This window comes from Rhizobium sp. SVR5-9E (genome assembly GCF_056755095.1).
Genome location: NZ_JBNDHS010000025.1, coordinates 1 through 12672, shown reverse-complemented (window position 1 = coordinate 12672; position 12672 = coordinate 1). Strand labels below are relative to the sequence as shown.

At 59.1% G+C, this 12672-nt stretch carries 13 protein-coding genes and 5 pseudogenes; 8 read left to right on the top strand and 10 right to left on the bottom strand.

Going from position 1 to position 12672, the window contains the following annotated elements:
• Positions 1-69: 69 nt before the first annotated feature.
• Positions 70-855: an IclR family transcriptional regulator gene (locus ACPYOJ_RS14050; protein WP_481416791.1), complete on the top strand. Its 786-nt coding sequence runs from the start codon at positions 70-72 to the stop codon at positions 853-855.
• A 156-nt stretch (positions 856-1011) separates the two neighbouring features.
• On the opposite strand, the pseudogene ACPYOJ_RS14045 reads toward ACPYOJ_RS14050, so the two are convergent.
• Together ACPYOJ_RS14045 and ACPYOJ_RS14040 are read right to left on the bottom strand one after the other, a co-directional pair.
• Positions 1012-1203: pseudogene (locus ACPYOJ_RS14045) on the bottom strand (DNA-binding protein); the annotation flags it as partial.
• Positions 1200-1351 (bottom strand): annotated as a pseudogene (locus ACPYOJ_RS14040) (AbrB/MazE/SpoVT family DNA-binding domain-containing protein); the annotation flags it as partial. The pseudogenes ACPYOJ_RS14040 and ACPYOJ_RS14045, both read right to left, overlap by 4 nt.
• A gap of 421 nt (positions 1352-1772) precedes the next feature.
• Between ACPYOJ_RS14040 and ACPYOJ_RS14035 the strand changes: the two are divergent.
• From ACPYOJ_RS14035 to ACPYOJ_RS14005, 7 genes and pseudogenes are all read left to right on the top strand, one after another.
• Positions 1773-2654 (top strand): dihydrodipicolinate synthase family protein, encoded by an 882-nt coding sequence (locus ACPYOJ_RS14035; RefSeq protein ID WP_481416790.1) that lies wholly within the window; start codon positions 1773-1775, stop codon positions 2652-2654.
• Between the two features lie 24 nt (positions 2655-2678).
• Positions 2679-3338 (top strand): GntR family transcriptional regulator, encoded by a 660-nt coding sequence (locus tag ACPYOJ_RS14030; RefSeq protein WP_481416789.1) that lies wholly within the window; start codon positions 2679-2681, stop codon positions 3336-3338.
• Between the two features lie 52 nt (positions 3339-3390).
• Positions 3391-4722, top strand: coding sequence for an ABC transporter substrate-binding protein (locus ACPYOJ_RS14025; protein WP_481416788.1), 1332 nt, complete (start codon positions 3391-3393; stop codon positions 4720-4722).
• Complete coding sequence (locus ACPYOJ_RS14020) at positions 4722-5657, top strand: carbohydrate ABC transporter permease (RefSeq protein WP_481416787.1); 936 nt, start codon at positions 4722-4724, stop codon at positions 5655-5657. Before ACPYOJ_RS14025 ends, ACPYOJ_RS14020 begins: the two co-directional genes overlap by 1 nt.
• Positions 5657-6478 carry a carbohydrate ABC transporter permease gene (locus ACPYOJ_RS14015; protein WP_481416786.1) on the top strand — a complete coding sequence of 274 codons (822 nt, stop codon included), beginning with the start codon at positions 5657-5659 and terminating at the stop codon, positions 6476-6478. The genes ACPYOJ_RS14020 and ACPYOJ_RS14015 overlap by 1 nt, the downstream gene beginning before the upstream one ends.
• A gap of 26 nt (positions 6479-6504) precedes the next feature.
• Positions 6505-7560: an ABC transporter ATP-binding protein gene (locus ACPYOJ_RS14010; RefSeq protein ID WP_481416785.1), complete on the top strand. Its 1056-nt coding sequence runs from the start codon at positions 6505-6507 to the stop codon at positions 7558-7560.
• Positions 7557-8292 (top strand): annotated as a pseudogene (locus tag ACPYOJ_RS14005) (PfkB family carbohydrate kinase). Before ACPYOJ_RS14010 ends, ACPYOJ_RS14005 begins: the two are co-directional and overlap by 4 nt.
• 535 nt (positions 8293-8827) lie before the next feature.
• Here the strand turns inward: ACPYOJ_RS14005 and ACPYOJ_RS14000 are convergent.
• From ACPYOJ_RS14000 to ACPYOJ_RS13965, 8 genes and pseudogenes are all read right to left on the bottom strand, one after another.
• Positions 8828-8974: a DUF1127 domain-containing protein gene (locus tag ACPYOJ_RS14000; protein WP_481416784.1), complete on the bottom strand. Its 147-nt coding sequence runs from the start codon at positions 8972-8974 to the stop codon at positions 8828-8830.
• Between the two features lie 302 nt (positions 8975-9276).
• Positions 9277-9483, bottom strand: a pseudogene (locus ACPYOJ_RS13995) (IS6 family transposase); the annotation flags it as partial.
• Positions 9456-9614, bottom strand: a complete 159-nt coding sequence (locus tag ACPYOJ_RS13990) for a hypothetical protein (protein ID WP_481416840.1) — start codon at positions 9612-9614, stop codon at positions 9456-9458. The pseudogene ACPYOJ_RS13995 and the gene ACPYOJ_RS13990, both read right to left, overlap by 28 nt.
• 19 nt (positions 9615-9633) lie before the next feature.
• On the bottom strand, positions 9634-10056 hold the full coding sequence (locus tag ACPYOJ_RS13985; protein WP_481416783.1) for a PIN domain-containing protein: 423 nt from the start codon (positions 10054-10056) through the stop codon (positions 9634-9636).
• On the bottom strand, positions 10053-10304 hold the full coding sequence (locus ACPYOJ_RS13980) for a FitA-like ribbon-helix-helix domain-containing protein (protein WP_481416782.1): 252 nt from the start codon (positions 10302-10304) through the stop codon (positions 10053-10055). The genes ACPYOJ_RS13985 and ACPYOJ_RS13980 overlap by 4 nt, the downstream gene beginning before the upstream one ends.
• Positions 10305-10728: 424 nt before the next feature.
• A pseudogene (locus tag ACPYOJ_RS13975) lies at positions 10729-10874 on the bottom strand (ABC transporter ATP-binding protein); the annotation flags it as partial.
• Between the two features lie 20 nt (positions 10875-10894).
• Positions 10895-12025, bottom strand: coding sequence for an ABC transporter ATP-binding protein (locus ACPYOJ_RS13970; RefSeq protein WP_481416781.1), 1131 nt, complete (start codon positions 12023-12025; stop codon positions 10895-10897).
• Between the two features lie 196 nt (positions 12026-12221).
• Positions 12222-12672: ROK family protein (locus tag ACPYOJ_RS13965; RefSeq protein WP_481416780.1), on the bottom strand; the 451-nt coding region annotated here is incomplete at its 5' end.

Genomic DNA, 12672 nt, shown 5'->3' with positions numbered 1-12672 from the left:
TGCCGGGGACTGCCTTGCCCTTGTATTTTTTCTAGGCAAATTTTTTATAAGCTGAGGAAATAGCCATCAATGGGGGTTTTGTTCACATACATGAACTCTGAAGTGAAGAGCGCGGGTCGCATCCTTGATCTCCTGGAATATCTGTCGGTGCTGCGCGAACCGGCCTCGCTCTCGCAGATCATCCGCGATCTCAAGCTGCCGAAGAGTAGCGCGCATGGCCTGATCCAGACACTGGCGGCCCGCGGCCATGTCGTTCAGGACGCTGCAGGGCACTACATGCTGGTGGAGGCAAGCCGCCACGGCTTCCCTTTCCGCCGCCATGAGGAGCCGCTGGTCGTCACGGCAATGCCGTTCATGGAACGGCTGAGGGATGAGTCCGGCGAAACGGTTCTGCTTGGCACGATGAATGCGCATTGCGACCTGCGCCGACTGGCAAAATGCGTTAGCCACCACCCTGTCCGCTATGACGTCAATATGGACGCCGCGATCACCGCGCATTGCACGGCAACCGGCCGCGTGCTTCTTGCTCATGCTCCCGCGGAAGCGCTGGAAGACTATCTCTCGCGCGTCCGCTTACTGTCCTACACCCGCTACACGATCACGGATGTCAAACAGATCCGCGAGGTCCTCGCAAAGGTCCGCCGTGACGGCTATGCGATCAACGACCAAGAATTTGTCACTGGCTCGACTGGGATCGCCGCCCCCCTTTTTGGCGCGGAAGGCAATGTGATCGCAGCGCTCAATCTCGGAACGCTGACAAGCCGATATGTCGAGCGGCGCGAGGAACTGCTGCTGAAACTGCGCTCGACTGCCGATCAGATCAGCCGCGCCTTGGGTTATCGAAGGAGCGGATGATCCAATCCTGAGGAATCAATAGCAACAGGCAAAGAGAATTGCAGCCGACTTGGTCGAGATCGGCGGCGCTCATGACGCGCTCAATCATCGGTCATCTGGCGAACCAGATCGTCGTTCCAGAGACCATTACCGCTTCCCGGCAGTAGGCTCGGCAGCCCCAGCTTCTTCAATGAACGCGTCAAGGTCTTCGATGCGCTCATAGCGAACCGTAAGCTCGGCATAGACGACATCATTGATCAACAATGGACCGGCGAGGCTGGCCGTTTCGAGTTGCTCGATCGACCAGCCCGCCCAGATTGAGTCATTGGTTGGAAGGTCGAGCAATACATTCGTGTCGACAAGCGTCACGCTTCACCGCGCGTGAGCGACTCGATCGCGTCTGTATCGAGTCCCTTCCCAGCAGCCCTCGCAGTTTTTGAAAGCGGCTGGCGGGCTGCGTCTTATCAGCCGTTGTCAGCACAACACCACCATCCGCGGCCCGACGGAAGTCGACCTCGTATCGGCCAAATTCCGGACATTCATCGATTATCTAGTGGCATTCTTCACTCAACTGTACCTTGGGAATTGGGCTCTGAACGGAATAAAAAATCTGCTTTGCTGAGCCTGCACCAAGAGCATTGATCGCGATGGGCGTCCGCATCTATTGCCAGGTCGCGCGCCACGCTCGGCTAACAAACCGGCATCGGAAGCATCGAGATACAATCCATCAACCCTGTGTCGTTCGACCTCTTCGCGCGCGCCCAAGTCAAGATCTACGGGACTCGCTGGTGAATTGCCGTACGGCGAACATGTCTGCCACGGAGCGAACACGATCAGGAGAAGTGCATTTGTCAGACGAAGATCTTTCATGACAAACGGGTTTACAGTTATGCACTGACATGTTAGTCAATTAACACTGACATGAAGGAGATCAATCGGTGACGGGGTTTGGTTTGTCGGTCGCGTTGGCGACGCCTTTCGAGAGCGGTGGGGCCATTGCCGCTGAGATCATGCTCGCCCAGGCAAAGCGAAGCCTGGCTTCGGGTTGCGCCAGCGTCACGCTATTCGGAACGACCGGTGAAGGGGCCTCGATCGGCAGTCAGGAGCGGGAGCGGATTCTCGACACCTTTATCGCCGCCGGCATTCAGCCCTCCCAAATTGTTGTCGGCGTCCTCGTCGACGCGGCCGAAGATGCAGCCCAGCAAATGTCGCAAGCGCTGTCGATGGGTGTCCGCAATATCCTGCTCGCTCCGCCCTCCTATTTCAAGAATGTCAGCGACGACGGCGTCTTTGCCTGGTTTGCGGATGTCTTTGCACAGGTGGGCGACAACGCCCGCGACGTGCTGGTCTATAACATTCCTTCGGTGACCATGGTGGCGCTCAGCATCGAGCTGATCGGACGGTTGCGGGCCGCGTTCCCGTCGATTGTCATTGGCGTGAAGGATTCTTCCGGGGACTGGCCTTATACGGAAGCGCTTCTGCGCCGGCATGGGGATCTGATCATCCTGATCGGCGACGAGCGTCATCTCGCCAAAGGTGTACGTATGGGCGGCCGGGGCGCGATTTCCGGAATGGCGAATTTTGCGCCGCTCGAGGTGCGGGCGATGGCGGTCGAGGGCAAGGACGATGCGCGCGTTGAGCGCTTTGTCGCCGAGCTCTTGAGGCATCCCGTGACACCTGCGGTAAAAGTCATGGTGGCAGCGATGACAAACGACGAAACATGGCTTGCGGTCCGTCCTCCTTTGACGTCAATTTCCGCCGACGGTAGGCGTGAGCTTGCTGCTTCCTTCGAAGGGCTTTTCCGAACGAAGGCGGCGTAAGCGGCAATGTACGAGGAGAACCCTATGGATGGAGTCGACGAGCAGCCGACGCTGCGGGAAAGAGCCTATGAGAGCTTTACCCGGCATCTGCTTGCGCGCGACGTTCGCCCTGGGCAGTTCGTCTCCCAACGCCGGTTGGTCGAGTTGACCGGATTAACGCTTGGCGCGATCCGGGAGCTCATCCCGCGGCTCGAGGCCGAAGGCCTGATCAAGACGGTGCCGCAGCGCGGTTTGCAGATCGCTCATATCGATCTCAACCTCATCCGCGAAGCCTTCCAGCTTCGCCTGTTTCTCGAAAAGGAAGCCGTCGCGCTTTTCACCCAGACGGCAACCGACGAGACAATTGCAGGGATGCTCAACCAGCATCGCGAGATCGTCGCGGCGATCGAGGGCGGTAACGGATCGCATGAACTCGAAGTCTATGCCCAGGCCGTGGACTGGGGCATGCATGATGCCTTCATCGACGCGCTCGGCAATACGATCATCTCTAATGCCTATCGCGTCAATTCGATCAAGATGCGGCTGATCAGCCAGGAGCGCTTCCGCATCGATGGCCGTGTCGGGCCTGTCATGGGCGAGCATCTTCGGGTGCTGGAGGCGATCGAACGGAGACATGTGGAAGAAGCCGTCAGCGCACTTGCGGCACACATCAATCACGCGCGAAGCCGCGCGCTGAGATTATAGACGACCGCCGGCGATGAGGAGATCGCCGAGTAAAAGAGGAGGAGAAAATAGCATGCCATCTTCATTCATGAATCCGACTCGCCGGGGCTTCCTGGCCGGATCCGCCGCGATCGGCGCGGCCGGCCTGCTTGGCGTCAAGCCGGCTTCGGCCGCCGTTGATTGGAAGCGTTTCGCAGGAACGACCCTCGAGGTCAATCTCGTCAAGAGCCCGCGCAGCGAGACGATCCTCAAATATCTGAGCGAGTTCGAAGAGCTCACCGGCATCAAGGTCAATGCCGAAGCGACGCCCGAACAGCAGCAGCGTCAGAAAACCACGATCGAACTGAGCTCCGGCAAGCCGAGCTTCGACGTCGTTCATCTGAGCTACCACGTCCAGAAGCGCCAGTTCGAAAAGGGCGGCTGGCTCGCCGACATCAGCGGCTTTGTCAAGGATCCGTCGCTCACCGATCCGTCGCTGGTCGAGAGCGATTTCGCCGAGGCCGGCCTGACCTTCGCAAAGGATTCCGACGGCGTTCTGCGCTCGCTTCCCTTCTCGGTCGACTACTGGATCATCTACTGGAACAAGGAACTCTTCGAGAAGAAGGGACTTTCCTACCCCACGACTTTCGAAGAAATGGTCAGCGCCGCCGAAGCTCTTACGAATGCCTCCACGAACACCTACGGCTTCGTCGCCCGCGGCCTGAAGAACGCCAACGTGCCGGTCTGGACGACGCTGATGCTCGGCTACGGCTCGACGCCGCTTGGCCCCGACGGTAAGCTGCGCACGACGTCGGACGAGGCTGTCGACGCGGCCAAGATGTACCAGCGGCTGATGACCAAGGCTGCCCCTGTTGGCGTTTCCGGCTTCAACTGGGCGGAAGCGCAATCGGCCTTCCTGCAGGGCAAGATCGGCATGTGGCTCGATGGGGTCGGCTTTGCGCCGCCGATCGAAAACCCGGAAAAATCCCGCGTCGTCGGCAAGGTCGGCTATGGCATCATGCCGAAGGGACCGAAAGCGCAAGCCGCCGCGACTACCGGCGACGGTATCGGCGTTACCGCTGCCAGCAAGAACAAGGAAGCCGCCTATCTGTTCTGCCAGTGGGTCATCTCCAAGGAGATGGGCGCGCGTCTTCTGCAGGCTGGTGCCGGCGTTCCGTTCCGCAACTCGGTTCTCGAAGATCCGAAGGTCCGCGAGGGCGTCAAGATGCCGAGCGCCTGGGTCGATGCCGTTGCGGCCTCCGCCAAGGTCTCACAGCTCGCACTGCCGGTCATTATTCCGGTCACCGAATTCCGCGACATCTACGGTGTCGGCCTCACAAACATGATCGGCGGCGCCGATCCGGCCGCTGAACTGAAGAACGCAACCGCACAGTTCGAACCGGTCCTGGCCCGAAGCGAGGGATAATGGCATCCGTGAGCATGGAAACCGCGCGGGGCGAAAGCACCGTAAAAGGAAGGAGCAAGCCCAGGCTTGCCCCCAACTATTGGCCATTCGTTGTCCCGGCGCTCGTCGTTATCGCCGCGGTCATCGTCTTTCCATGGGTTTTCACGCTTTGGATGAGCGTGAACAGCTGGACGCTCGGCCAGCCCGTCGTTTTCGCGGGTCTGGACAATTACGTCAGGCTGTTCACCGACATGCGCTTCTGGGAGTCGCTATGGCATACGGCGGTCTACACGCTGCTTGCTGTCGTGGCGCCTCTCTTCTTCGGCACACTTGCTGCGTTGATTTTCGACGCGCAGTTTCCGCTTCGCGGTTTCCTGCGCGGCATCTTCGTCATGCCGATGATGGCGACACCGGTCGCCATCGCACTCGTCTGGACCATGATGTTTCACCCGCAGCTCGGCGTGCTAAACTACCTTCTCTCACTCATCGGCATCGGCCCGCAGGAATGGATCTATAACCAGATGAGCGTTATTCCTTCGCTGGTGCTGGTCGAAACGTGGCAGTGGACGCCGCTGATCATGTTGATCGTGCTCGGCGGCCTCGCCGCCGTGCCGCGCGAACCCTATGAGAGCGCCGAGATCGACGGCGCAAATGCCTGGCAGAAATTCCGCTACCTGACCTTACCGATGATCGCACCCTTCCTGATGATTGGCGTCATCATCCGTAGCATCGATGCCGTCAAAAGCTTCGACATCATCTATGCGATGACGCAGGGCGGGCCCGGAACCGCATCGGAAACGATCAACATCTATCTCTACAACACAGCGTTCTCCTATTACGACATCGGCTATGGGTCGGCGATGGCCGTCATGTTTTTCGTCATCATCGTCGCTCTGTCCTTCGTGCTGATGATGGTCCGCCAGCGTGCCAATTGGTCGGACACGGAGTCACGATGATGAAGCGCAAGACGATCGATCGCATCGGCCTTTTCTTCGTTGCCCTGGTGATGGTTTCGCCGGTCATCCTGTTCTTTCTCTGGATGATCTCGCTATCGCTGAAATACGAGATCGACAACGGCGCCTATCCGCCGATCCTGATCCCGGAGCGCTTCGCCTGGTCGAACTACATCCAGGTTTTCCAGGAAAACAATTTCTTCCTCTATTTCTGGAACTCCATCTTGGTAACCGGTGGCGCGACGCTGCTCGCTCTGCTGATCGGCGTTCCAGCGGGCTACGGAATTGCGCGGCTCAAGGCCGAGCGTTCGGCGATGGTGATCATGATCGCCCGCATGACGCCCGGCCTCTCCTTTCTGATCCCGCTCTTCCTGCTGTTCCAGTGGCTCAATCTTCTCGGCACGCTTTGGCCGCAAATCATCATCCACCTCGTCGTCACGGTGCCGATCGTCGTGTGGATCATGATCGGCTATTTCGAAACGACGCCGATGGAGCTCGAAGAGGCTGCCAGCATCGACGGCGCGACGCCCTGGCAGGTGTTCCGCCTGGTGGCGCTGCCGATCGCCAAGCCTGGCATCGTCGTCGCCTTCATCCTGTCGGTAATCTTCTCGTGGAACAACTTCGTCTTCGGTATCGTGCTTGCAAGCCGCGAGACGCGAACCCTGCCGGTCGCTGTCTACAACATGCTGTCTTTCGAACAGGTGAGCTGGGGGCCGCTCGCCGCCGCAGCGCTGATCGTCACGCTGCCGGTGCTGGTGCTGACGATGTTCGCGCAAAGGCAGATCGTTGCAGGCTTGACTGCCGGCGCAGTCAAGGGCGGCTGACCCAAGCACTCAAAGGGATAATCAACATGGCCAACGTGAATATTCGCAACGTCCAGAAGCGCTTTGGCGCGGTCAACGTTATCAGAGATATCAGCGTCGAAATCGCCGATGGAGAATTCGTCGTTCTCGTTGGTCCGTCCGGCTGCGGCAAGTCCACGCTCTTGCGCATGATCGCCGGTCTCGAGGAGATGAGCGACGGAGAAATACGGATCGGCTCTCGGGATGTCAGCAATCTGCGGGCTCGCGACCGGGATATTGCGATGGTCTTTCAAAACTACGCGCTCTACCCGCATATGAACGTCGCCGACAATATGGGCTTTGCCCTGAGACTGAAGAAAGCGGATGCATCGGAGATTTCCGGCAGGGTCAGCAAGGCCGCTGCTATCCTCGGCCTTGAAAAGCTGCTCGATCGCTATCCGAAGCAACTCTCGGGCGGGCAGCGCCAGCGCGTGGCTATGGGCCGTGCACTGGTTCGCGATCCTCAGGTCTTCCTTTTTGACGAGCCGCTTTCCAATCTCGATGCCAAGCTGCGTGTGCAGATGCGCGCCGAGATCAAGTCACTGCATCAGCGCATCAAGACGACGACGATCTACGTCACTCATGACCAGATCGAGGCGATGACGATGGCAGACAAGATCGTAGTTCTGCATGACGGCGTGATCGAGCAGGTCGGCGCCCCCCTTGAGCTCTACGATCGGCCGGCCAATCTCTTCGTTGCCGGCTTCATAGGCTCGCCGTCGATGAACTTCATCGACGGCAGGATCGAGGAAGGTGTTTTCCGGACGGAGAAGGGCTTGACCTTGCCACTACCTGAAAACATCAAGAGCGCAGCGCCCTCAGGCCAGTTGGTCTATGGCGTCCGCCCCGAACATATTCGCAGCAGCCCGGGCGGGATTGCCGGCCGCGCCGAGCTTACCGAAGGAACCGGATCGGAAATCTTCGCCAAGCTGGACTGCAACGGAGAACAGATCTCCTGCCTCTTCCGCGAACGATTGGCTATCGGTTACGGCGATACCGTCGCCATCACAATCGATCCGGCGAACATCCATCTTTTCGACAAGTCCACCGGGCAGCGCGTTTGAACCCTTTACCGACCGCACCTCAGTTGCCCGGCAACCGGCGCCACATCTTGTGCGTCGGAGCGGCTGTGTTGGATACCTTGTTTCGCGTCCAGGCAATTCCGCAGTCACCGGGCAAGGTCCTGCCTTATGAAATGCTGCAAGTGGCCGAAGGCATGGCATCCAGTGCCGCCTATGCCATCGTCCGTCTCGGCGGCATGGCAAGCCTCTGGGGCGCCGTCGGTGACGACCAGACCGGTCAGCAGATCGTATCGGAGCTAGGGCAAGCAGGCATCGATGTCAGCGGCTGCGTCCGGGTTTCCGGTGCCCGCTCGGCCGTATCGACAATCCTCGTCGACGACGATGGGGCGAGATTGATCATTCCCTTTTACGATCCTCGTCTACATGAGGACGTAAGGGGCGTAACGGCCGATGATATCACCGCCCGCTTCTCGCCCAGCGCTATCCGCAGGCATTGATCGTTGTCACTGCTGGCGAGCGCGGCAGTTACTGGCGGGACAAAGATGCGGGGCGCCTCGCCCATATGCCTGCATTCCGCGTCAAGACCGCCGATACGCCGCTGGAGATGTCTTCCACGGCGCCTAAGCACTGGCGATAGCCGAGAACCTGCCGACCGATACCGCCATTCAAATGGCCTCTGCCGCCGCTGCGCTGAAATGCAGTGTCTTTGGCGGACGGCTCGGCGCACCTGACCGTGCTGGCGTCGAGGCCTTACTGCAGCAGAACCTAAGATAGCGGCAGCCGACACCACTGTCTCAGCAATCCGCCCGGTTGGAGGCTCAAACCGATTCTAAGTGGCAACCCTGGTTTGCTCAGATAGTGGCACGGACGGTAGGCGGACGTTGGACCTCGCAACCGAGGGGATCGTTGTGCAGGCGAGAGCCTACCCGCCTAAATTTCTTAACCACTCACTCGGCCACAAATGCGAAGAAAGCGACCTCCGGAAACAAGAAAGCCTGCCGCGGGAGGAGGTGCGGCAGGCTTTCGAAAAGAACCGAACAGCGGCTGGGAGGAGGAGCGTCGCTGTTCCGACAGACGTCCTCGGGAGGGGAATGGGCGTCTGAAACACGAAGCGCTGCGGGAGGAGCTGCATGGCTTCGATGTAGGCCAGCATACGCTGATACTGATCATTGGAAATGAGATTATGCTGCAGTGCAGCTATGCACAAAACATGCATCTCGCGACGGCGACAGATGCGCGGGCTTCTTCTACCACTGAAACGCAAAACGCCCGCTAAAGAGCGGGCGCCTCTAAATGCTTTACACCACTCTCAAAGAGAAGTGGCAACGCGAGCAACGTTGCGAATTTCGCTGCGGTCAATACCTAGATCGCTCAACTCGCGATTGGTCATGCGACCCAGTTCGGCTATAGTCTGACGATACTTGCGCCAGTTGTTCAAGGTGCGTGCGACGTTCATGATGATCCCCTTTCCTGAGGTCCGTTTGACGTCAGCGACCGTGATTTCCGGCGTCGTTCGATGTCACGTATATAGGTGCTTTGCCCGCCTCATGACATGAACAATGCATCAGGCCAGTTATGCGCCAGACGCGGCACTCTGCTGTGGAGTGCCCAAATCGCCAGCACCTCCACCAGCCGCGGGCTCAAACACAACTGAAATAAAGCCAGACGGGTGGGCAATGAAAGCGTACGGAAACGGTGACGCTTGTAACGGTCCCGTCGTGAACTTGCATCGACAACGATGCGTTCCGGGCGTCCAAGCCACTTTCCGGTGACGGCACGCTTTCGCTGCTTGAACTGCTCGAGCAGCAGTGGCGCGAAGTGGCGGATCGAGCGGTGGACCGTAGAATGATCGACGTTCAACCCGCGCTCCATCGCCATCTCCTCCAGATCGCGCAAGCTGGAGGTGGTGGGCAGGTACCGGCGGACACAGAGTAGAATTACTGAGCGGTCAACAGAGCCGGAGATTTGCGTTCCGTCGACGAATACGAGCAATTCAATTGTGTGTCGGCGCCGGTCGAGCCGCGGAAAGCTTCGATACTGTCGAAGGTGTCGCCGGCGGCTTCGCCGACCAGCTGATCGGCAACTACGGCTGACATGGATCCGCGTAAAACCACCTTAGCGGTACCCCCACGGGTTTATGATGCTCAGGCCGACTCCTTCGAAATCGGCAATATTTCGCGTTGCCAGTGCCGCACCACGAGAAAGCGCAATCGCCGCGATCTGTGCGTCGAATTGGCTGATCGGCCGACCATTTCTCCGCCTGTCGGGGGCAATGACGCCATAGACATCTGCAGCGTCCCGGTCGAACGGCAAGACGCGGCCAGCAAGGTCTTGCGCAAAGATTGGGAGGATCGCCGCTTCGAGATCGCGTCGGCGACGGCCATCGGGCAGCAAACGCAGTCCGTAGAGGATCTCGGCTTCCGTCACTGCGGTCGTAAAGACCGCGGCGGGAGGCTGATCCACCAGCCAGTCGACCACCGAAGGCTCCGGGACCGGCAGCAGCAGTTCGGAGATGATGTTGGTGTCAAGAACGATCATGCCGCGGAAAAGTCCGGAGCGTCGCGGATCGGTTCGCGTGCGGGAATCTCCAGCTCGACACCGCCGAGCGGCTGCAGTCGGGCACGAATAGCGCCGGCGAGGTTGTCGGGCGTCGGTTCCTGTCGGGCAAGGACCGTTCTCAGAATATCACGGGCCTCGTCTTCCATTGATCGGCCGTGGGTCGCGGCGCGAATGCGCAACCGTTGCTTCAGACGGGCGTCGATATTGCGAATGGTCATGCTGGCCATGAACGCCCTCCAGTCATCATTGATTGCATTTAATCCATTGATGGCAACATTTCAATGCGATTGTGTTCGTGGCGCGTCATCACCGCGCGTCCCTTCGATTCCCGACCGAAAGAACCAGGCCGAGACCCGCGGCAACCTGTAGTGCGCGGCCGATCTGGCCGCTCTCCTTGCCAGCCTCCAGCTCACGCATGAAACGTACGCCGACGCCGATCGCGCCGGCGAGCCCCTGCTGTTTGCGCTCCCGCCGCATCTACAGGCCGAGAGTTTTCGCATCTGGGATTTTTTCCATAATCATCCCCATCGGGATGATGCTATCACCATTGGTCCAGCCAAGAAGGAAAAGAACCGATAGGGATGATTTTTGACTTCTGCGACTTTAATCGAGAAATAGAACCGATCAGGACCATATGAGCGTCGCAGAGGGTACATCGCGCCCCTGAGGCACGTAGCCGATGCCCTGCTTGGTGCGGGCAAACGGCGGCAGTCCGTTCAGTTCACATCGTTGAAGCTGACACTGCCGGCCGACAACGGATGCTGGCCGGTAACGGGGAGAGAATCCTTGCGGGCGCCTGCCCGCGAGATCGTCGTCATCAAGCCGCCTTAGCACTGTCTTTGACAATCGTCGTGTCCATGTTGGCGCCACTCTTCCTATCGAAGAGGTGAACGCGCTGAGACCGGACGACCAAGTTCATAGACGAGTGATCTTCGATCGCGAGATGATCCGGCAGATGGGCGATCGCCGGAATATCGCTACCTTCGAGCTTGCCATAGACATATGTGTCCGTTCCAATGCTCTCGGCGTAATCCACCTTGAAACGAACCGTAAAGTCGCTTGCCACACCATCCTTGGCAAGTTCGAAGTGACTCGGCCGCACCCCGAGGATGACGGCCTGTCCAGGCGCCACATTTGCCGCTTTGATCGGCAGATTTAGCATCCCAAAGCCTGATACCTCCACCAGAACGCCGCCTGGCACCGAGCGAAGCAGCGTGCCCTCAAAGAAGTTCATCTGGGGTGAACCGATGAAACCCGCGACGAACTTGTTGGCCGGCCCCTCGAAGAGTTCCAGCGGGGTACCGATCTGTTCGACGCGGCCGGCATTGAGGACGACGATGCGGTCGGCCATTGTCATGGCCTCGATCTGGTCATGCGTCACATAGACCATCGTCGCGCCCAGCCGCTTGTGCAGGCGGCTGATCTCGCCGCGAGTCTGCACGCGAAGGGCAGCATCCAGATTTGACAATGGCTCGTCGAACAGGAACAGCTTAGGGTTCCTGACGATCGCGCGGCCGATCGCGACACGCTGCCTCTGGCCCCCCGAGAGCTGTTTCGGACGTCGGTCGAGAAGAAGTTCGATCGCGAGCATCCGCGCAGCTTCCAAGACGCGTTGATCGATCTCGGCGCGGCTCATTTTGAGGTTCTCGAGGCCGAAGGAGAGATTCTTCGCAACCGTCATGTGAGGGTACAGCGCGTAGGACTGAAACACCATCGCGATCCCGCGATCGCCGGGGGGCGCGGTCGTGACATCATCCTCGCCAATGAAGATTTGTCCGGAACTTGCGCTTTCAAGGCCAGCGATGAGGCGAAGTAATGTAGACTTGCCGCAACCGGAAGGGCCGACGAGCACAACAAACTCGCCCTCGCGTACGTCAAGATCAACACCGTGGAGGATCTGATGATGGCCGAAGCTCTTCTTTATGTCGTTCAACTTGAGACCAGCCATGACTCCACTCCCTCAACGTCACACTTCAGAGGCAGTGTAGTCTCGCCGAATGTGCGGCCCATGCCTCCAATCGCGACAGTTTGCGTGGAACTAATTAGTTCGTCAAGATGACGAACGTGACTTTCTGCCCTCGTTAAAGCGCATCCGGTCATCTTGTCCCATGAGTCGCGTTGCCTCCGTAGGAATTGTCAGCCGGTCAAAGCGGCGGCGGCGGGAGTCGGCGCTGCTCTGGCAGCGTCTGGGGGGAGAAGAGCAGATTGTGAACATGGTTCAGACCAATCGCAAGCGCGCCCAGCAGCGTCGCCCGACTGCCAAGAACGGTAGCCTTGACGTCGATGGCGCGGCGGCTTGCCTTCATAATACCCTGCCGCACACGTTCGGCAATAAGCGGATGGCGCCCGATGCTGCCCCCCAGAACGACGGTCTTCGGATCGACGATCGCATTGACGGAAACGACAAGGAGCGCGGCGATGTCGGATATTTTGCCGATGACTTCGATCGCAACAGGGTCGTTCTTCTCGGCAAGCGCCAGAATGTCTCGAACGGAGATATGCTTCGTTCCACCCGAACGGGCATAGAGTGCGCTGATCCCTTGGGCCCCGATTGCACATTCCAGGGCCCCGCGTTCGAGGCTGTCCTCAGCATAG